Raw genomic sequence first — 18899 nt, forward strand, 5'->3', positions numbered from 1 at the left:
TCGGACCGTGTGGCGCCGGCGGGCCAGGTGGTGCAGCCCGGCGGTGGGCACGCGTGCGTCAGGCGTCCAGACCCGAGTAGGTCGGCGTCGCTGCCTCACCGTCCCAGGTGACCCGGAACTCGAAGGCAGTCTCCAGGTCGGCGAGGTACTGGTCGGCCTGCTCCTCGGTGATCGTCCCGTCGGCCAGCAGCGTGTCGATCGCCACGCCGTACTTCGCGACCATGCCGTCGATCAGCTCCTGCGGGTCGATGCCGAGGTCCTCGGCGACCTCGGCGAGGCCCTGGCCGGCCTCCATCCGCACGTGCAGCTCGTCGTGGGAGATGCCGAGCACCTCGTCGAGGACGTCCTGCACCGGCTGGTGGCCTCGGTGCAGGTCCAGGCCCGGGTCGCCGTAGGCGTCCTGGATGAGTTCGACCAGCTGCTCCTCGGTGGTCACCGAGGAGACGTCGACCGACCCGCCGGGGCCGCCCTGGCCGCCGGCGGGCATCCCACCGCCGCCGAACTCGGTCGTGTCGGTCGTGGACGTCGACGAGTCGGTGCTGCTGATGGAGGTGCTGGCCGTGGTGGCGCTGTCGGTGGTGCCGCAGGCGGCCAGCGGGAGGGCCAGGGAGATGGAGAGGGCCAGGGCGGCGACGGTCCTGCGGATCTGCACGGGAACTCCTGCGGGTCGGGGTCGTCGGGGGACGACCCGGGTGGTGTGGGAACCACGCTGGACCGGGCGGCTCGGTGTGCTCGATGTGCCTGCTGTGCGTTCCCTGAGTCCCGCCTGGACGGTCCACACGTCGTCCTCAGCCCGGGCACAGCCGGCCCGGTCACGGTCGACGTCATGACGACGCGCCGCACCCGCGCCCTGCCCTCTCGTGTCATGGCCGCCACCGCGCTCACCGGTGTGCTGGCCGGAGGCCTGACCATGGTCACCGCCGGCACGGCCCAGGCGCACAGCCTCACCAGCAGCACGCTGGCCGTCCGGGTTGGCGAGGAGCAGGTCGAGGCGACGGTCTCCGTTGCGGCCGACACCCTCGACGCGGCGCTCGGCGGCGCGGCCACCGACGCGGACGTGGCCGGCTACCTCGCCGAGCACCTGGCGGTCACCGGCAGCGACGGCAGCGCGTGGTCGGAGACGTGGTCCGCCGTCACCCGGGAGACGGTCGAGGGCATCGAGTCCTACCGGGTGGACGTGGTGCTGGACACCAGCGGCGCCGACCCCTCGTCGTTCACGCTGGCCTACGACGGCGTCATCGAGGCCGACGCGTCCCACGAGGCGGTGGTCGTGCTCACCGACGCCGCCGGGGACATCTCCACCGCGGGCGTGCTCACCGCCGCCGACGACAGCCTCGTCGTCGGCGACACCGCCAGCACCGGGCTGGCCGACATGGTCGGGTACGGGCTGCACCACGTGCTCGAGGGCGCGGACCACCAGCTGTTCCTGCTCACCCTGCTGCTGGTCGCCCCGGTGGTCGCCGTGGCCGGCCACTGGCACCGGCGGGACGGCGCCCGGCCGACCCTGCGCTCGGTGCTGGCGGTGGTCACCGCCTTCACCGTCGGGCACTCGCTGACCCTGCTGGCCTCGGCGCTGGGCTGGGTGACCGCGCCGAGCGCACCGGTCGAGGTGCTCATCGCCGTCTCGGTCGGCGTCGCCGCGGTGCACGCGCTGCGCCCGCTGGCCCGTCGCGGCGAGGTGCTGGTGGCCGGTGGCTTCGGCCTGGTGCACGGGCTCGCCTTCGCCGGCATCCTCACCGACCTGGGGCTGGCGGGGGTCACTTCGGTGCCCGCGCTGCTGGCGTTCAACGTCGGCGTCGAGCTGGCCCAGCTGCTCACCGTCGCGCTGGTCTTCCCCTCGCTGTACCTGCTGTCCCGCACCGGCTGGTACCCGCGGGTCCGCATCACCGGGGCGCTGATCGCGCTGGTCGCGGCGACGACCTGGGCGCTGGACCGGCTCGGCTGGCTGGCCGATCCGCTGGCCGGCGTGGAGGAGGCGTTGGTGGCCCGCTCGTGGTGGGTCGTCGGCGGTCTGGCCGGCCTGGCCGTGGCCGGGTGGGCGACGGACCGGCCGACCGCCCGCGCGGGGACCGACCCGACGCGGGTGCGCTCCAAGGTGTCCGCCCGCTCCCGGTGAGGGCGGACCGGGCCGCGCCGGGCAGCTGGTCCCGCCGAGGTGCTGCCGACGCCAGGCCCGGTCACCCGGCCCGGTGGGGGGAGACTGAGAGTGTGGGGGAGCGAGCAGCGCGACCGTCGGGGGCCACCGGCCGTCCCGCTGCCACCAGTCCGCACGAGTTGGCTGCCGTGGCTCAGCGGTTGTTCCTCGAGGTGGGGTTCGAGGAGACCAGCATCGACGACATCGCGCGCGCCGCCGGCATCGGCCGGCGCACCTTCTTCCGCTACTTCGGGAGCAAGGCCGACGTGCTCTTCGTGGAATCCCCGACCGAGCTGGCCGGGCTCCGGCGAGGGCTGGCCGCCGCGGACCCCGACGAGCCCTGCCAGGCCGTGGTGACCCGCGCCGTCCTGGCGGCCCTGCACCACCCACCGCAGGACCGTGAGTGGGCGTTGCAGCGCGCCCAGCTGGTCCTCGGTGTGCCCGCCCTGGCCGCGCACACCGCGGTGGTCTTCTCGCAGTGGTGCCGGGCGGTGACCGAGTACGCCAGGACGCGCCCGTGCGAGGACCCCTACTACGCGGAGGCCCTCGGGCACGCGGTGGTGGCGGCGGCGGTCGCCGCCCACGCGCACTGGATCGCACACCCGGAGACCGAGCTGGCCGATGCGCTCCGGGGCATGCTGGGCCTGCTGCTGCCTGCAGAGCCGCCCGGTCGCTGACCGACGGCGTCGGCCCGGTGTCCGGCGGGACGATGCCGCTTTGCGTCGTGCATTGCCTTTCGGCACCGAGTGCCACTAGCGTCGGCGCCCTCTCGTCCGTGACCCAGATCACCCGGAGGCGCTGTGCTCGAGACGGCCAGGACCACCTCGTCGCGCGGACCGGGCGACGGGCGGCCCGGGGTGTGAGCGCACCTGGGCCGGACGAGCGGCGGTCGGACGGCGACTGCCCCTGAACTCGGCGCCCGACCGGGGTGCCGGGGATCGATCCCCCGCCGCACGCGGCGAGAGACCGGATCCGAGACGACGACGTCGGAGGAGAAGGACGCATGGGCAAGCTCGAGGGAAAGGTCGTCTTCATCACCGGCGCGGCGCGCGGTCAGGGCCGCAGCCACGCCGTACGGCTCGCGCAGGAGGGCGCCGACATCATCGCGGTCGACCACCTGCAGGACCTGGCCTCGGTCGGCTATCCGCAGGCCACGCAGGACGACATGGACGAGACCGTGCGCCAGGTCGAGGCGCTGGACCGCCGGATCGTCGCGACCCGGGCCGACGTGCGGGACACCGCGGCGCTGGGGGCCGCCGTCGACGAGGGGGTGGCGGAGCTCGGCCGGCTCGACATCGTGCTGGCCAACGCCGGCATCGCCAGCTTCGCGCCGGTCGAGGAGCTGACCGACGAGATGTGGGACGAGATGATCGGGGTCAACCTGACCGGCGTCTTCAAGACGGTGCGGGCCGCGGTGCCGCACATCCGCGCCGGTGGCCGCGGCGGGGCGATCGTGCTCACCAGTTCCACGGCCGGCATCAAGGGGCTGGCCAACCTGGCGCACTACGTGGCGGCGAAGCACGGGGTCGTCGGGATGATGAAGACCCTGGCCAACGAGCTCGCCCCGGACATGATCCGGGTCAACTCGGTGCACCCGACGTCCGTGGACACCGACATGATCCACAACCCGGAGACCTACGGCCTGTTCCGGCCGGACAAGCCCAAGTCCGAGGTGACCCGGGAAGAGGCCGCCGAGTCGTTCCGGACGATGAACGCGCTGCCGGTCGAGTGGGTCGAGCCCGTGGACATCAGCAACGCGATCCTCTTCCTGGTCAGCGACGAGGGCCGGTACGTCACCGGGGTCCAGCTGCCGATCGACGCCGGGGCGGTGGGCAAGTGACCGGCCGGGTCGAGGGCAAGGTCGCCTTCATCACCGGTGCGGCGCGCAGCCAGGGCCGCAGCCACGCGCTGCGGCTGGCCCAGGAGGGTGCCGACATCATCGCCGTCGACATCGCCGGCCCGGTGGAGTCGATACAGATGTACCCGCCGGCCACCGATGAGGACCTGGCCGAGACGGTTCGCCAGGTGGAGGCGCTGGACCGGCGGATCGTCGCCACCAAGGCGGACGTCCGGGACACCGCTGCGCTGCGGGCGGCCGTGGACGATGGCGTCTCCCAGCTCGGCCGGCTGGACATCGTGCTGGGCAACGCCGGGGTGTTCGAGATCCAGCCGGCGCTCGAGCTCACCGACGACGCCTGGCGGGAGATGATCGACATCAACCTGACCGGCGTCTGGAACACCTGCAAGGTCGCCCTGCCGCACCTGATCGAGGGCGGCCGGGGCGGGGCGATCGTGCTCACCAGCTCCACCGCCGGCCTCAAGGGGACGCCGAACACGATCCACTACACGGCGGCCAAGCACGGGGTCGTGGGCATCATGCGCACCCTGGCCAACGAGTTCGCCCAGCACTCGATCCGGGTCAACACGGTGCACCCGACCGGGGTGGACACGGTGATGATCCAGAACGAGAAGACCTGGGGGCTGTTCGCGCCCGACGACCCGGCACCCAGCCGGGCCAAGGCCGAGCCGATCTTCGCCTCGACCAACGCCCTGCCCGTGCCGTGGGTGGAGCCGGTGGACATCTCCAACGCCATCCTGTTCCTCGTCTCCGACGAGGCGCGCTACATCACCGGCGTGACCCTCCCGGTCGACGCCGGCTACACCGTCAAGTGAGTCGTCGCCGGGCGGCGGCGACGCCGCCCGGCGACGACGGGACCGAGGGGTGCATGGGCAGGAACGAGGACGACCCGCTGGTGACCGGCCGCCGGGTCACCGGCGACGACGGGGCCGCGGTCCGCGCCGTGCGCCGTCGGGTGGTCGGCCACCTGGTGGGCCGGGAGCGCGAGCTGGACCTGCTGCTGGCCGCGGTGGCCGCCGGGCGGGACGTCCTGCTGGAAGGGCCGCCGGGCACGTCGAAGTCCACCCTGCTGCGGTCGATCACCGTCGAGTGGGGCATCCCGCTGGTGTTCGTCGAGGGCAACGCGGACCTGACGCCGACCCGGTTGGTCGGCCACCACGACCCGGCCCGGGTGCTGCGTGAGGACTACTCCCCGGACAACTTCGTGCCCGGCCCGCTGGTCGAGGCGATGCGTTCCGGCGGCTTCCTGTACGTGGAGGAGTTCAACCGCGCACCCGAGGACACGCTGAACACGTTGCTCACCGCGATGGCCGAGCGGCGGATCGCGATCCCGCGGGTCGGGACGGTGGTCGCGGAGCCCAGCTTCCGGGTGATCGCCTCGATGAACCCCTACGACAACGTGGGCACGACCCGGCTGTCCAGCTCGGTGCACGACCGGCTCTGCCGGCTGGCGATCGGCTACCAGGACGCCGAGGCCGAGCGCGGCATCGTGGGCCGCCGCACCGGCGTCGAGTCGCCCCGGCTGGTCGCCGACGCGGTGGCGCTCACCCGGGCCACCCGCGATCGGGACGACGTCCGGCAGGGCAGCAGCGTCCGCGGCGCCATCGACACCGCGCTGGTCGCGGCCCAGCTGGCCGCGATGCGTGGGGTGTCGCTGCCCGACGAGCCGTCGATCGCCCCGCCCCGCGGGCTGCCGGAGGAGTACACCGCCGTCGTGCTGGACGCCGTGCTGCTGGCGCTGTCCGGCCGGGTCCTCCTCGACGAGACGCTGGAGACCACGCCGGAGGCGGTGCTGCGGGAGATCTGGGAGGACCACTTCCTGCTGCGACCGGCGGCGGCCGCCCCTGGTTGAAGAGCCGTCGAGGCCGACGCCCCGATCACCCGCCGGGACCGTGCCGGAGCGGCCCGGGGCATGCGACCGCTGCGCCGCAAGCCCAAGCAGCTGACCGATCAGCCCTCGCTGTACGAGCCGGCCCGGGGTGGCGGCGGGCTGGCGTTGTCCTCAGGAGACCGCCGTCGGACCCAGCCTGGTCCGTCCCGACCGGGCGGCACGGCGTCGGGGACGACGGACGAGCCGGCCGACCTGATCCCGCTCACCGACCTGACCACCGAGAGCACGCTGGACCAGCTCACCCGACGCCGTGCCCGGGAGATCGCGCGGCGGCTGTCGGTCCCGCGCCCGCCCCGGGACCGGCGGGCCGGGCACGGGGTCGGGGAGCTCACCAGCACCCCGTGGAGCGGGGGGTCCGACGAGCTCGACCTGGAGCGGACGCTGGAGGCGATCGCCGGCGAGCCGTACCCGGAGGCCACCGACGTCGTCGTCCGGGAGCGGGTCCGCCAGCAGCGCTCGGTGGTGCTGGTCGTCGACGTCTCGGGGTCGATGAAGGGCGAGCGGGTCCGGACGGCGGCCGCGACGGTGGGCGCGCTGGCCGGGGAGCTCGCCCGCGACTCCCTCGCGGTGGTCGCGTTCTGGTCCGACGCTGCGGTGCTGGTGCGACGCGGAGAGCAGGTGGCGCCGCTTGCCGTCCTGGATCTGCTGCTCCGGGTCCCCACCCAGGGGCTCACCAACGTGACCTTCGCCCTGGAGACGGCGGCGCGGCAGCTGGTCGGGGTGCCACCGCGCGACGCCCGGGTGCTGCTGCTGTCCGACTGCGTGCACAACGCCGGGCCGGACCCGCGGGCGACCGCGGCCCGGCTGCCCCGGCTGGACGTCCTGCTGGACACCTCCGGCGAGGTGGACCTGGAACTGGGGCGCGAGCTCGCCCGGGCCGGCCGCGGCCGGGTCAGGCCGGTCCGCGACCACCGCGACGCCGCCGCGGCCCTGACGGCGGTCTTCGCCGACTGAGCGGCCCGTCCCGGGACGTGGGCCGCTGCGGGCCGCCCCGACCGACCGGCCGGCCGGGGAGCCGGCCGGTCAGCGGATCAGCCCAGGTCGGTGCGGGCGTCGGAGAGGTACTCGCGCACCGCGGACTCGGGGACCCGGAAGGACCGGCCGACGCGCACCGCGGCCAGCTCGCCGCCGTGCACGAGGCGGTAGACGGTCATCTTCGACACGCGCATGATCGCCGCCACCTCGGCCACGGTCAGGAACGCGGCCACCGGGCGCGGCGCCGGGCGCTCCTGCACGGGGCGGGCGGCCATCGGCTGGGCCGGCGCCGGGCGCATCGCCGGGCGCATCGCCGGGCGCGGGCCGGGCACCACGGGGCGGGCGTAGCGCTGCTGGGCGTGGGCGACCGGACGGGACAGAGCCGGAGCGGGGGAGCGCTGGGGCAGGGACACGGGGTTCCTCTCGATGGCGGTTCACGGACCGGGCTGCCACTCGTCGCTGGCAACGCTGCGCGTCCGTGCTGGGACCGACAGTAGGGGCATCAGGGGCGGGATGGGCAAGAAATGTGCAACGAGACGAACTGTTCCCGTTCGTCAGGTGTTGTCCGTGCGCCCCGGAAGCCCCGCGTGACGGGCGAGAACGGTGTGGCGACGCCGGCGGCGGGTGCCTGGTGCACCGACGCGTGCGCACCCGGTCTTCCGGGGGCCGGAGCCCGGCAACCGCGGTCCCGGTCCGCGTGTGATGCTCTGCGCGAGCTCGCTCTTCTCTGCAACGACGCGGAAGACCAGAGGTGCCGACGTGACGCGTGGACAACCGGGTGGCCACGGCCTTGATGCCGATGGCTCGGGCCGGGGTGCCCGGTGACCGGTCTCGCCCCGGCCGCCGCGGACCGCGACGAGGAGACCACCGTCCCGGTGTTCTTCCTGTCCGACAGCACCGGGATCAGTGCGGAGACGATGGGCAACGCGCTGCTGATCCAGTTCCCCGACGTGCACTTCGAGCGCACGCTGATCCCGTTCATCTCGACGGTCGAGATGGCCCGGGAGGTCGTCGCCCAGCTCGACGAGGTGATGGCCGGCCCGGTCGCTCCGCTGGTGTTCACCACCGCGGCGGTCGACGAGGTCCGCGAGGAACTGCTGAAGACCAGGGCCCCGATCATCGACTTCTTCGGCATCCACATGCGCATGGTCGAGGAGCAGCTGGGCGCCCGCGGGCTGCGGGAAGCGCGGCGGCTGCACGGGGTCGGCGACGTCCGGCGCTACAACGACCGGATGGCGGCGATCGAGTTCGCCATCGAGCACGACGACGGCCTGAGCCCCCGCGGGCTGGACCGGGCCGACGTCGTCCTGCTGGCGCCGTCCCGCTGCGGGAAGACGCCGACCGCGATGTACCTCGCGCTCCAGCACGGCCTGTTCGTGGCCAACTACCCGCTGGTCGACGAGGACCTGGAGACCACCGACCTGCCCCGCCCCGTGCGGGACCTGCACGAGCGGTGCTTCGGGCTCACCACCACGGTCGCCCGGCTCAGCCGGGTCCGCCAGGAGCGGCGCCCGGACTCGCGCTACGCCTCGGAGGACCAGTGCCGCTTCGAGCTGCGCCGGGCGACGGCGATGTACGAGACCCACTCCCTGCCCACGGTGGACACCTCGGCGGCCTCCGTCGAGGAGATCGCCGCCGTGGTGATCCAGACCCTGGCCCGGCAGCGGCGCTCCGCCGGTCGGTCCACCACGCACCGAGACCTGCGACGACGAGGGAACAGCTGATGAGCACCGACACCGGAGCCGAGACGACCACGCCGACCGACGCCGACAACGTCCGGTGGTTCGCCGAGCTGGGGCTCGGTGACCTGGAGGTCGTGGGCGGGAAAAACGCCTCGCTGGGCGAGATGATCTCCCACCTCGCCGACGCCGGGGTCAGCGTCCCCGACGGCTTCGCCACCACGGCCGCGGCCTACCAGCGCTTCCTCGGCGACACCGGGCTGGCCGCCCGGATCGCCGAGCAGCTGCGCACGCTGGACACCGACGACGTCCGCGCGCTGTCCGCCGCCGGCAAGGAGATCCGCCGGGCGGTCGTCGAGCAGCCGTTCCCGCCGGCGCTGGAGGCCGACATCCGCACGGCGTACGCGAAGCTCGCCGGGGACGACGCCGAGGCCTCCTTCGCGGTGCGCTCCAGCGCCACCGCCGAGGACCTGCCCGACGCCTCCTTCGCCGGCCAGCAGGAGACCTTCCTCAACGTGCGCGGCATCGACGCGGTGCTGCAGGCGGTCCGGGAGGTCTACGCCTCGCTGTACAACGACCGGGCCATCGCCTACCGCGTGCACCACGGCTTCGACCACGAGTCGGTGTCGCTGTCGGCGGGCGTGCAGCGGATGGTGCGCTCGGACGTCGGTGCGTCGGGCGTGCTGTTCACCATGGACACCGAGTCCGGCTTCCGGGACGCGGTCTTCGTCACCTCGGCGTACGGGCTGGGGGAGGGCGTGGTGCAGGGGGCGGTCAACCCCGACGAGTTCTACGTCTACAAGCCGGCGCTGCGGGCCGGGCGCGCGGCCATCCTCAAGCGCGGGGTGGGGGAGAAGGCCACCAAGATGGTCTACACCGAGCACGCCGAGGTCGGCCGGACGACGGAGTTCGTCGACGTCGACCCCGCCGACCGCCGGAAGCTGTCCCTCACCGACGACGAGGTCCTCGAGCTGGCCCGCCAGGCGCTGAACATCGAGGAGCACTACGGCCGGCCGATGGACATCGAGTGGGGCAAGGACGGCCACACCGGGCAGATCTACATCCTGCAGGCGCGCCCGGAGACGGTGCAGTCCCGCTCGGGGAACACCACCGCGCGCTACCGGCTGACCGGCACCGGGGAGGTGCTGGTCGAGGGGCGGGCGATCGGGCAGAAGATCGGCGCCGGCGCGGTCCGGGTGCTCAGCGACATCGACGAGATGGACTCCTTCACCCCCGGCGACGTGCTGGTCGCCGACATGACCGACCCGGACTGGGAACCGATCATGAAGCGGGCCTCGGCGATCGTCACCAACCGCGGCGGGCGGACCTGCCACGCGGCGATCATCGCCCGCGAGCTCGGCATCCCCGCCGTCGTCGGCACCGGCACCGCCACCCGGGCGCTGTCCGACGGCGACCCGGTCACCGTCTCCTGCGCCGAGGGCGACACCGGCCTGGTGTACGCCGGCGAGGTGGGCTTCGAGGTCGCCGAGACCGAGCTGGACGCCATGCCGGAGATCCCCACCAAGATCATGATGAACGTGGGGACGCCGGAGCAGGCCTTCGCGTTCTCCCGGCTGCCGAACGCCGGGGTCGGGCTGGCCCGGCTGGAGTTCATCATCAACCGGCAGATCGGCATCCACCCCCGCGCGCTGCTGGAGCTGGACACCCTCGACGCCCCGCTGAAGGCGCAGATCACCGAGCGGATCGCGGCCTACCCCTCGGCCCGGGACTTCTTCGTGCAGCGGGTCGCCGAGGGGATCTCGATGATCGCCGCGGCGTTCGCGCCGGAGCCGGTGATCGTGCGGATGAGCGACTTCAAGTCCAACGAGTACGCCAACCTGCTCGGTGGTGAGGCCTACGAGCCACACGAGGAGAACCCGATGCTCGGCTACCGCGGGGCGTCGCGGTACCTGTCGGCCGACTTCGCCGACTGCTTCGCGATGGAGTGCGAGGCGCTGCGGTACGTGCGCGACGAGATGGGGCTGACCAACGTCAAGATCATGATCCCGTTCGTCCGGACGGTCGCCGAGATCGAGGGCGTGGTCGAGCTGCTCGCCAGCCACGGGCTCCGCCGCGGGGAGAACGACCTGTCGGTGGTGATGATGTGCGAGCTGCCCTCCAACGCGCTGCTGGCCGGGGAGTTCCTCGAGCACGTCGACGGGTTCTCCATCGGCTCCAACGACATGACCCAGCTGGTGCTCGGGCTCGACCGCGACTCCAGCCTGGTGGCCGGCAGCTTCGACGAGCGCAACCCCGCCGTCCTCGCCGTGCTGGAGATGGCGATCAAGGCCTGCCTGGAGCGCGGCAAGTACGTCGGCATCTGCGGTCAGGGCCCCAGCGACCACCCCGACCTGGCCGAGTGGCTGGTGGCGCAGGGGATCGAGTCGATGTCGCTGAACCCGGACACCGTCGTCGACACCTGGCTGCACCTCGCCAAGAGCAGCGGCACGACCGCCCGCCCGGCCTGACCCGGGGCCCGCTGACGGCGGCGCGCGTCAGCCGCGCTTCGCGCGCCGCTGCAGCCGGGCGGCCAGCCGCGGGTAGGTGGCCGGGAGGAGCCGGACCAGCAGGTCGACGACCTTCGCGTCGTTGCCCACCAGCACCCGCGGTCGCCCCGCCTCGACGCCGGCCACGATGATCCGGGCGGCCTGCTCGGGCGGCATCCGCAGCAGCTTCTCGTTGTAGGTGCGCATCCGCGCCTCGTCCTCCGGCGTCACCGCACCGGCTGCCCGGGAGTGCTCCAGTGCCGCCGTCGCGATGTTCGTGCGCACGCCGCCGGGGTGCACCACGGTCACCTGCACCGGGTGCCCGGCCAGCAGCATCTCGGTGCGCAGCGCCTCGGTGAACCCGCGGACGGCGAACTTGCTAGCGCTGTAGGCGTTGATCGACGCCTGGGCCATGATCCCGTTCAGGCTGGACACGTTGACCACGTGCCCGTCGCCGGAGGCGATCAGGTGGGGGAGGAAGGCCTTCGTGCCGTGCAGGACGCCGAACAGGTTGATCCCCAGGATGCGGTCGTAGTCCGCCCAGTCGCTGTCCAGCACCGTCGTCCCGCCCGCCACCCCGGCGTTGTTGTAGACCTGGTGGACGACGCCGAAGTGCTCGGCCACGGTGGCCGCGTACGCCAGCACCGCGTCGCGGTCGGCGACGTCGAGCCGGGCGCGATGCACCTCGGCGCCCAGCGCCCGGACCCGGGCGGCGGTCTCGGCCGCGCGCCCCTCGTCCACGTCGGAGACCGCCACCCGCGCCCCGCGCCGGGCCAGCTCGAACGCCAGTTGCCGGCCGATGCCCGACCCCGCGCCGGTGACGACGGCGACCTTGCCCTGCACGCTGCTCATCGGTCGTCTCCTGCCGGGGCGCCGGTGCCGCGCACGAGGTCGGTGGTCAGGTCGACGAGCCGGTCGACGACGCCGGGCGCCAGGTGGTGCCCCATCCCGGCGATCTCGACGTGCCGGGCGCCGGGGACGGCTGCCGCGGTGGCCCGGCCGCCGGTCGGGTGCACCATCCGGTCGGCCGAACCGTGCACCACCAGCGTGGGTGCCGTGATCCGCCGGCACTCCGCCGTCCGGTCCCCGGAGGCCTGGATGGCACTGATCTGCCGCGGCACCCCGGCGCGGGCGCGCGCACCGCCGCCCCGTTCCCACAGCCCCAGCGCCCAGGCGCGCTCGAGGTCGTCGTCGGGCACCAGGGTCGGGGAGCCGATGTGCCGGAGCAGGTCGAGGTGCCGCTCGACCGACTCCTCCACCGTGCGGACCGGGGCCTTGGCCAGCCGCAGCAGCGTCGAGCGGGCCGGCTGACCGACCCGCCGGTCGCCGGTGCTGGAGAAGATCGACGTGAGGCTGGCGACCCGGTCCGGGTGCCGGGCGGCGAGCGTCTGGGCGATCATCCCGCCCATCGACATGCCCACCAGGTGCACCCGGTCGATGCCCAGGTGGTCGAGCAGCCCGTGGGTGTCCGCCGCCATGTCGCCCAGGTCGTAGCAGCCGGGGCGGGGCCGGGCCAGCAGCTGGCGGAGCCGGCCCGGGGGTGGGGTGTCGATCCGGCTGGAGCGGCCGATGTCGCGGTTGTCGAACCGGACGACCCGGAACCCGCGGGCCACGAAGCCGTCGACCATCCGCTGCGGCCAGGCGGTCAGGTCGACGCCGAGGCCGGCGACGAGCAGCAGCGGGGCGCCGTCGTCCGGGCCCTCGACGCGGAAGCAGATCCGCGGGCCGGCGGGCAGGTCGACGAACCGGTCCGGATCCGGGTCGCTCACGCGGCCACCTGCTGAGCCGCCCCGCTGCGGGTGAACACCAGCTCCGGGTCCACGACGCTGTCGGCCCGCAGCAGCTTCACGTCGGCCCGGTAGTCCATCGAGGTCAGCCACGGCATCCGGTCACCCTGCCGCGGCAGCTGGTCGACCGCGCGCTGGACGTAGCCGGCCGCGAAGTCCAGGAACGGCCGGGTCGGCATGTCCGGGTCCCGCGGTTCGGGGCGGGCGCTGTCGTACCCGTGCGCGTCGAGGTGGGCGAGCAACCGGGTGAAGTGCTCGCAGAGCAGCCCGATCTTCAGCGTCCAGGAGCTGTTGGTGTAGCCCACCGCGAAGGCCAGGTTCGGCACGCCGGAGAGCATCATCCCCTTGTAGGCGATGGTGTCGGGCAGGTGCACCGGGCGGCCGTCGACGGTGAGCTCCACCCCGCCGAACGCCTGCAGGTTCAGCCCGGTGGCGGTGACGATCACGTCGGCCGGCAGCTCCCGGCCCGACGCCAGCAGCACCCCGGACTCGGTGAAGGTGGCGATCCGGTCGGTGACCACCTCCGCCGTCCCCTCCCGGATGGCCCGGAACAGGTCGCCGTCCGGCACGGCGCACAGCCGCTGGTCCCACGGGCCGTAGGGCGGGTTGAAGTGCTCGTCGACCGGAAAGCCGGCCGGCAGCTGCCGGGTGTTGACCCAGCGGATGATCTTCCGCGCGCGGTCGGGGTGCCGCTGGCAGAACTGCCACACCAGCCGGCCCTTGGCGATGTTCGCGCGCCGGATCAGCGGATGGGCGCGCTCCTCGCCCAGCACCCGGCGCAGCCGGTTGGCCAGCCGGTCCTCGGCCGGCACCGGCATGACGTAGCTGGGCGTGCGCTGCAGCATGGTCACGTGCTCGGCCGTCTCCGCCAGCGCCGGGACGAGGGTGACCGCGGTGGCGCCGCTGCCGATGACGACGACCCGCTTGCCCGCGGTGTCGAGGTCCTCGGGCCAGTGCTGCGGGTGCACGATCCGGCCGCCGAACCGCTCGCGCCCGGCGAAGTGCGGGGTGTACCCCTCGTCGTAGCGGTAGTAGCCGCCGGCGCAGAACAGCCAGCCGCAGGTCAGCGTCCTCCGGTCGCCGGTGTCGGTGTGCTCGACCTCGACGGTCCACCGGGCCTGCTCCGACGACCACGCGGCGGCCACGACCCGGGAGTGCAGCCGCACGCGGCGGTCGATGCCGTGCTCGGCGGCGGTGCCGCGCAGGTAGTCGAGGATCCGGTCGGCGCCGGCGATGGACCGCGGGTCGCGCCACGGCGCGAACTCGTAGCCGAAGGTGTGCAGGTCGGAGTCCGAGCGGATGCCCGGATAGCGGAACAGGTCCCAGGTGCCGCCGGTCGCGCCGCGTGCCTCCAGCAACGCGACGCTGCGCCGCGGGTGGTCGCGCTGCAGGTAGTAGGCGGCGCCGATGCCGGAGATGCCGGCACCGACGATCAGCACGTCGAGGTGCTCGACCGCACTCGGGGTGGTCATGGTCGCTCCAGGGTCGGGCGGGTACCGCCCCCGACTGTGCGCGATGGCGGCCCTCGGTGCCAGGCCGAGCCGACCGCCGCGCGCGCCACCGGGGCCCGGCCCGCGGAGGTCCGGTGATCGGGCGCGCGATGATGGGACCTCGGTACGGCGTGAGGAGGTCGACGTGGACCCAGGGCGCGAGCAGGACGCTGCCCGGTCGGCGGGCGGCTGGGCGGAGCGGCTCGTCGAGCACAGTTCCCAGGGGCTGGCGGTGATCGACGCCCGCGGCGTCTTCCAGGCGGCCAACCCGACCGGCGCCGCGCTCTTCGGCGCCACCCCGGCGACCATCGGCGGACACCCCTCGCCGTTCCGTCCGCCCGGGCGACCTGCCGGGCCGGCGGCGGAGCTGACCGCCGCATGGGACCCCGGGCGGGGGCCGCGGCGCGAGTTCTCCTACCTGCTCGACCCGGTGCCGGGGGAGGACCACTGGGTGGTCTCCTTCCGGGACGTCACCGATGCCCGGGTGCACCAGCGCCGGCTCGCCGCGATCGCCGCGGTGGCCTCGGAGGTGGCCGCCAAGCGCTCGCTGTCGTCGACCGCGGAGGCGCTGGCGCACGAGGTGCTGCGCGCCGACGGCCTGGCCGGGGTGCAGATCCTGACCCTGGACGCCGACCGGGACCGGCTGCACGTGCTGGGCGCCGCCGGCTTCGGCCGGGAGCCGGACTTCTTCGACAAGCTCATTGCCTGCCGTGACCGGGGCGCCCGGCTGCGGATGCTGGACGCGCTGAGCACCGGGGCGCCCGTGGTCGTGCCGCACCGGTACGAGGAGTCGACCGAGGACCCGGCCTGGGAGCCGCTGTGGGAGTTCCTCCGGCACCCGCGGTGGGACACCTTCGTCAGCGTGCCGATGCTCACCCGCGGCCGGCCGACCGGCGTGATCAACGCGTTCTACGCCCCCGACCGGGCGGTGGGTGACACCGAGCTCGGCTTCCTGGTCGCCATGGCCGAGCAGGCGGCGATGGCGGTCGACCAGGCCGCCCTGGTGGAGCGGGAGGGTGAGGTCGCCCGCCGGGAGGAACGGCAGCGGCTGGCGCACGACCTGCACGACTCCGTGGTGCAGCAGGTGTTCTCGATGATGATGCAGGCCACCTCCCTGGGCGTGCTGGTCCGCCGGGGGCTGCCACCGCCTCCGGAGCGGGTCGCCCAGGTCGCCGACGAGCTGGCCGCCGTCGGCGAGGACGTGCTGGCGGACCTGCGCGGCATGGTCGGGGAGCTGCGCCCGGTCGCGACCGCGGGGCGGGGGCTGGAGTCCGCGCTGCGCGCCCTGTGCGAGACGACCGCGGCCCGCACCGGGCTCCAGGTCCGGCTCGACGTCGACGATCCGGCCGGGGTCGCGGGCCGGCTCGGCCCGGACCTGGTGGAGGACGTGTACCGGGTGCTGGCGGAGGCGGTGCACAACAGCGTCAAGCACGCCGCGGCGACCCGGATCGACATCGCGGTGGGGCTCGCCGGGGACCCCGCGGCCCGCTCGGTGGCCGGCAGTGGCCGTCCCGCGGTACGCGCGACGGTCACCGACGACGGGCGGGGACTGCCCGCGGCGACGGGCCGCGCCGACGGGGACGCCGACGGGGGCGCCGACGGGGGCGCCGACGGGGATCAGGGGTCCGCGCCCGGCTACGGCATGACGGCGATGCGCGACCGCGCGCGGAGATGGGGAGGTCAGGTGCAGGTGGAGGACGTCGAGGGGAGCGGCACCCGGGTGCGGCTGACGGTGCCGGCGGCGGTGCCGGTGCCGGTGCCCCCGGCCGACCGATGGGCGGCCGGACGATGACGGCGCCGACGTCGCTGCGCGTGCTGGTGGTCGACGACCACGCGGTCCTGCGCCGCGGGGTCGTCGCCTACCTGGAGGCGCTCGCGGACGTGGAGGTCGCCGGGGAGGCCGCCGACGGCGCCGCCGCGCTGGTGGTGCTCGACGAGCTGGCCGGCGCCCGGGCGCTGCCCGACGTCGTGCTCATGGACCTGGTGATGCCCGGGATGGACGGCGTCGCGGCGACCGCTGAGATCGTGCGGCGCTTCCCCGGCGTGAAGGTGGTCGTGCTGACCAGCTTCGGGGAGAGCGAGCGGGTGCACGCCGCGCTCGACGCCGGGGCATCGGGCTACCTGCTCAAGGACGCCGGCCCGGCCGAGGTCGACGGCGCCCTGCGGGCCGCGGTGGCGGACGAGGTGTTCCTCGACGCCGCCGTCACCCGCCGGCTCACCCAGCGGCTGCGGGCGCCGGAGAACGGCCTCGGGCGGCTGACCGCGCGCGAGCGGGAGGTGCTCGTGCTCGTGGGGCAGGGTCGGTCGAACCAGCAGATCGCCGACGTGCTGGTCATCAGCGAGCGCACCGCCCGCACGCACGTCAGCCACCTGCTGCACAAGCTCGACGTGACCTCCCGGACCCAGGCGGCGCTGCTCGCCGTCCGGGAGGGGCTCGTGGAGCCGAACCGGGGGTGAGCCGGGCAGGGCCCCCGGTGCGGTGGGGAAGTCCTGACCGGGTGCCCCGCAGCCGCCGTTGCCGCCGTCAGCGCTACGGTGCGGCGGTGGCTGAGCAGGTCGTCCGCCTGGGCGCGTGGTGCGACCTCGAGACCGAGGACGAGGCCCGGCGACGACTGCTGGCGGCGCAGGAGGGCGGCGACGCGGAGGAGGCCGACGACGGCCGCACGGGCCCCCGGCCGGGGCGGTTCGTCCCGGGGCCCGGGAGGCCGGTGCTGGACCCCGGTGGGCTCGACTTCCGGGTCGAGGAGTTCGCCGTCCTGGCCGACGGACGTCGCATCCGCCTCCACGACGAACGGGGGTTCGGGCTCAGCGCCGGGGCCGACCCCTGGCAGCACCTGACGCTGGCGGGCCTCGAGGCCGACGTGCGCACCACCGTCCTGCCCGACGACGCGGAGGACACCGGCGAGGAGCACCCCTGGGACTGGCTCGCCGGACTGCTGCACGCCCACGGCATCGACGCGTCGCCCGAGGAGCTCCGCACGCTGCCGTACGACGTCGAGTTCAGCGACCGGCTCCGGGCCCGGCTCCCCACCGGGGCGTAGCGGTCGCGCTGCCGCACGCGGACCGCGCTGCCCTCCGGGCTGCGGACACCCGGCCGGCGCCGGGGGACCGGCGCCGGCCGGGGGAGCAGGGGGATCAGCTCCGGCGGTAGTTCTCGCGGGCGTACCCGAAGAACGGCGCGGGAGCCACCGTCGCCCGGATCTCGCGCTGCACGTGCTCCTCGACCTGGGGCTTGGCGGTGGTGGGCGACTCGCCCCACAGGACGGTGACCTCGGTCCCCGGCTCGGCGACCTCGGCGTCGACGGTCGCCAGGGAGACCATGACCCGCTCGTCGGCCAGGTAGCCGCAGTCCAGCGAGAGGCCGACCTGGCGGCCGTCGGCGAGGACCCGGTCCTCGTGGTGGGTCGCGTAGCGGGCCTTGGGCAGGTCGATGAACTTGGCGCCGGGCCCGGGCCGGTACATCGAGCCCAGCGCATCGGTCACGTCGTCGGCGTCCCAGACCAGGGTGACCTTCTGCCGGTGCGGCCCGGCGGCGATCTCCTCGAGCGCCGCCCGGCCGATGAAGTCGTGGTCGAACCTGACCGTGCGGCCGTAGTCGAGGTCGTAGGGGGTGAGCGCGTACCCGTCGATGTCGGACGGGTCGTGGCTGCCGCCCAGGGAGCCGACGGCCTCGAGCGGGAGCCACTCGCGGTAGGCCTGCATCAGCGGGTCGTCGGTGAAGACGGCCGGGAACGGCGCCGGCACCCAGCCCGACCCCAGGTTGGCCGTCGAGTACGCCTTGGCCCCGACCCGGACCAGCCCGTGGTCGGCCCCGGCCGTGAGCAGCGCCTGGAGCACGTCCTCGCCCTCGGCCCACGGGCCGAACAGCTCGAAGCCGGGCTGCCCGGCCATGCCGTGGCGCAGGCCGTGCACCCGGTGCCCGGCGATGGTGAAGTCGGCCATCTGGAAGAACTTCGTGTCCGGGACCGGCTGCCCGGTGACCGCCGCCACCAGCGCGGGGGAGGTCGGTCCCTGCAGCTCGTAGCGGTACAGCCGGGGCGGCCCGGACCGGCGGACGGCGGAGTTGTCGTCCCGCTCGGTCGTGGCGTCGTAGTCCCCCCGCTCCAGGTTGAACTGCACCCAGTCGAGCACCATCGGGTGGCCGACCAGGTCGAAGAGCTCCTCCTCGAGGTGGAAGAGGATCGCGTCGCCGATCAGCTGGCCGCGGGGGTTGACCGCGACGAACTGCTTGGCCCGGCCGACGCCGAAGGTGGCGAACGTGTTCACCCCGACGTCGCTGAGCAGCCGGAGGGCGTCGGGGCCGGAGATGAACAGGTCGGTCATGTGGTGGGACTGGTCGAGCAGGGCGCAGGAGTCCACCCAGGCGCGCTGCTCGGTGCGCCAGTTGGTGAACTCCGGCTGCACCGGGAAGGTGTGCGCCCGGGTCGGCAGGTTGCGCAGCAGCTGCACCGGGTCACCGACCCGGGCGATGGCCGCGGCCAGGCTCTCGGACTGCTGGTTCTCGGACTGCTGGGGCTGGGAGGTCACGACGGTGGGGGTCCTCTCCGGAGGGGGGTGCCGGTGCGGCACGGGACGCGACGGCGACCGGGACGGCCGCGC

17 protein-coding genes are annotated in these 18899 nt (G+C 74.1%); 11 read left to right on the forward strand and 6 right to left on the reverse strand.

The annotated features are described in order from the left end of the window. Positions 1-58 precede the first annotated feature (58 nt). A complete protein-coding gene (locus ACI79U_RS01545; protein ID WP_457064381.1) occupies positions 59-652 on the reverse strand; it encodes a hypothetical protein in 594 nt (197 codons plus the stop codon). A gap of 174 nt (positions 653-826) precedes the next feature. On the opposite strand from ACI79U_RS01545, the gene ACI79U_RS01550 reads away from it, so the two are divergent. The 6 genes from ACI79U_RS01550 (at position 827) to ACI79U_RS01575 (ending at position 6837) form a co-directional block, all read left to right on the forward strand. Then, on the forward strand, positions 827-2116 hold the full coding sequence (locus ACI79U_RS01550) for a HupE/UreJ family protein (RefSeq protein ID WP_457064383.1): 1290 nt from the start codon (positions 827-829) through the stop codon (positions 2114-2116). Between the two features lie 167 nt (positions 2117-2283). Then, entirely contained in the window at positions 2284-2811 is a 528-nt protein-coding gene (locus tag ACI79U_RS01555; RefSeq protein ID WP_457064385.1) for an acyl-CoA-like ligand-binding transcription factor, read from the forward strand. A 326-nt stretch (positions 2812-3137) separates the two neighbouring features. Then, positions 3138-3974: a mycofactocin-coupled SDR family oxidoreductase gene (locus tag ACI79U_RS01560; protein WP_457064387.1), complete on the forward strand. Its 837-nt coding sequence runs from the start codon at positions 3138-3140 to the stop codon at positions 3972-3974. Continuing rightward, positions 3971-4807, forward strand: a complete 837-nt coding sequence (locus ACI79U_RS01565) for a mycofactocin-coupled SDR family oxidoreductase (protein ID WP_457064389.1) — start codon at positions 3971-3973, stop codon at positions 4805-4807. Before ACI79U_RS01560 ends, ACI79U_RS01565 begins: the two co-directional genes overlap by 4 nt. Positions 4808-4860: 53 nt before the next feature. After that, a complete protein-coding gene (locus ACI79U_RS01570) occupies positions 4861-5844 on the forward strand; it encodes an AAA family ATPase (protein ID WP_457064391.1) in 984 nt (327 codons plus the stop codon). A 60-nt stretch (positions 5845-5904) separates the two neighbouring features. After that, positions 5905-6837 (forward strand): vWA domain-containing protein, encoded by a 933-nt coding sequence (locus ACI79U_RS01575; protein WP_457064393.1) that lies wholly within the window; start codon positions 5905-5907, stop codon positions 6835-6837. Positions 6838-6914: 77 nt separating this feature from the next. Here ACI79U_RS01575 and ACI79U_RS01580 read toward each other — a convergent pair whose 3' ends face one another. Beyond that, positions 6915-7271 (reverse strand): excisionase family DNA-binding protein, encoded by a 357-nt coding sequence (locus ACI79U_RS01580; RefSeq protein WP_457064395.1) that lies wholly within the window; start codon positions 7269-7271, stop codon positions 6915-6917. 408 nt (positions 7272-7679) lie between these two features. On the opposite strand from ACI79U_RS01580, the gene ACI79U_RS01585 reads away from it, so the two are divergent. Together ACI79U_RS01585 and ppsA are read left to right on the forward strand one after the other, a co-directional pair. Beyond that, positions 7680-8582, forward strand: coding sequence for a pyruvate, water dikinase regulatory protein (locus ACI79U_RS01585; protein WP_457064397.1), 903 nt, complete (start codon positions 7680-7682; stop codon positions 8580-8582). Continuing rightward, positions 8582-11005 (forward strand): phosphoenolpyruvate synthase, encoded by a 2424-nt coding sequence (gene ppsA, locus ACI79U_RS01590; RefSeq protein ID WP_457064399.1) that lies wholly within the window; start codon positions 8582-8584, stop codon positions 11003-11005. The genes ACI79U_RS01585 and ppsA overlap by 1 nt, the downstream gene beginning before the upstream one ends. 27 nt (positions 11006-11032) lie before the next feature. Here the strand turns inward: ppsA and ACI79U_RS01595 are convergent, their stop codons facing one another. Genes ACI79U_RS01595 through ACI79U_RS01605 form a run of 3 tightly spaced genes read right to left on the reverse strand, consistent with a single transcriptional unit; the run spans position 11033 to position 14282 of the window. After that, entirely contained in the window at positions 11033-11875 is an 843-nt protein-coding gene (locus tag ACI79U_RS01595) for an SDR family NAD(P)-dependent oxidoreductase (protein WP_457064401.1), read from the reverse strand. Beyond that, positions 11872-12792: an alpha/beta fold hydrolase gene (locus ACI79U_RS01600; RefSeq protein ID WP_457064403.1), complete on the reverse strand. Its 921-nt coding sequence runs from the start codon at positions 12790-12792 to the stop codon at positions 11872-11874. Before ACI79U_RS01600 ends, ACI79U_RS01595 begins: the two co-directional genes overlap by 4 nt. Beyond that, positions 12789-14282, reverse strand: a complete 1494-nt coding sequence (locus ACI79U_RS01605) for a flavin-containing monooxygenase (RefSeq protein WP_457064405.1) — start codon at positions 14280-14282, stop codon at positions 12789-12791. Before ACI79U_RS01605 ends, ACI79U_RS01600 begins: the two co-directional genes overlap by 4 nt. Positions 14283-14445: 163 nt before the next feature. Between ACI79U_RS01605 and ACI79U_RS01610 the strand changes: the two genes are divergently transcribed. The 3 genes from ACI79U_RS01610 (at position 14446) to ACI79U_RS01620 (ending at position 17341) form a co-directional block, all read left to right on the forward strand. Continuing rightward, positions 14446-16092 carry a histidine kinase gene (locus tag ACI79U_RS01610; protein ID WP_457064407.1) on the forward strand — a complete coding sequence of 549 codons (1647 nt, stop codon included), beginning with the start codon at positions 14446-14448 and terminating at the stop codon, positions 16090-16092. After that, the gene (locus ACI79U_RS01615) at positions 16074-16757 is read left to right on the forward strand and encodes a response regulator (RefSeq protein ID WP_457072779.1); all 684 of its coding nucleotides are present in this window, start codon (positions 16074-16076) and stop codon (positions 16755-16757) included. Before ACI79U_RS01610 ends, ACI79U_RS01615 begins: the two co-directional genes overlap by 19 nt. A gap of 86 nt (positions 16758-16843) precedes the next feature. Beyond that, positions 16844-17341: a hypothetical protein gene (locus tag ACI79U_RS01620; RefSeq protein WP_457064411.1), complete on the forward strand. Its 498-nt coding sequence runs from the start codon at positions 16844-16846 to the stop codon at positions 17339-17341. A gap of 94 nt (positions 17342-17435) precedes the next feature. On the opposite strand, the gene ACI79U_RS01625 is transcribed toward ACI79U_RS01620, so the two are convergent. After that, entirely contained in the window at positions 17436-18827 is a 1392-nt protein-coding gene (locus ACI79U_RS01625) for an aminomethyl transferase family protein (protein ID WP_457064413.1), read from the reverse strand. Positions 18828-18899 lie beyond the last annotated feature (72 nt).

The sequence above is a fragment of the Modestobacter sp. SYSU DS0904 genome (genome assembly GCF_054051115.1).

Excerpts from the sequence above, each read along its gene's own strand:
- ACI79U_RS01550 (WP_457064383.1), top strand. The coding sequence starts at position 827 with ATGACGACGCGCCGCACCCGCGCCCTGCCCTCTCGTGTCATGGCCGCC.
- ACI79U_RS01560 (WP_457064387.1), top strand. The coding sequence starts at position 3,138 with ATGGGCAAGCTCGAGGGAAAGGTCGTCTTCATCACCGGCGCGGCGCGC.
- ACI79U_RS01570 (WP_457064391.1), top strand. The coding sequence starts at position 4,861 with ATGGGCAGGAACGAGGACGACCCGCTGGTGACCGGCCGCCGGGTCACC.
- ACI79U_RS01575 (WP_457064393.1), top strand. The coding sequence starts at position 5,905 with ATGCGACCGCTGCGCCGCAAGCCCAAGCAGCTGACCGATCAGCCCTCG.
- ppsA (WP_457064399.1), top strand. The coding sequence starts at position 8,582 with ATGAGCACCGACACCGGAGCCGAGACGACCACGCCGACCGACGCCGAC.
- ACI79U_RS01595 (WP_457064401.1), bottom strand. The coding sequence starts at position 11,875 with ATGAGCAGCGTGCAGGGCAAGGTCGCCGTCGTCACCGGCGCGGGGTCG.
- ACI79U_RS01605 (WP_457064405.1), bottom strand. The coding sequence starts at position 14,282 with ATGACCACCCCGAGTGCGGTCGAGCACCTCGACGTGCTGATCGTCGGT.
- ACI79U_RS01615 (WP_457072779.1), top strand. The coding sequence starts at position 16,074 with ATGGGCGGCCGGACGATGACGGCGCCGACGTCGCTGCGCGTGCTGGTG.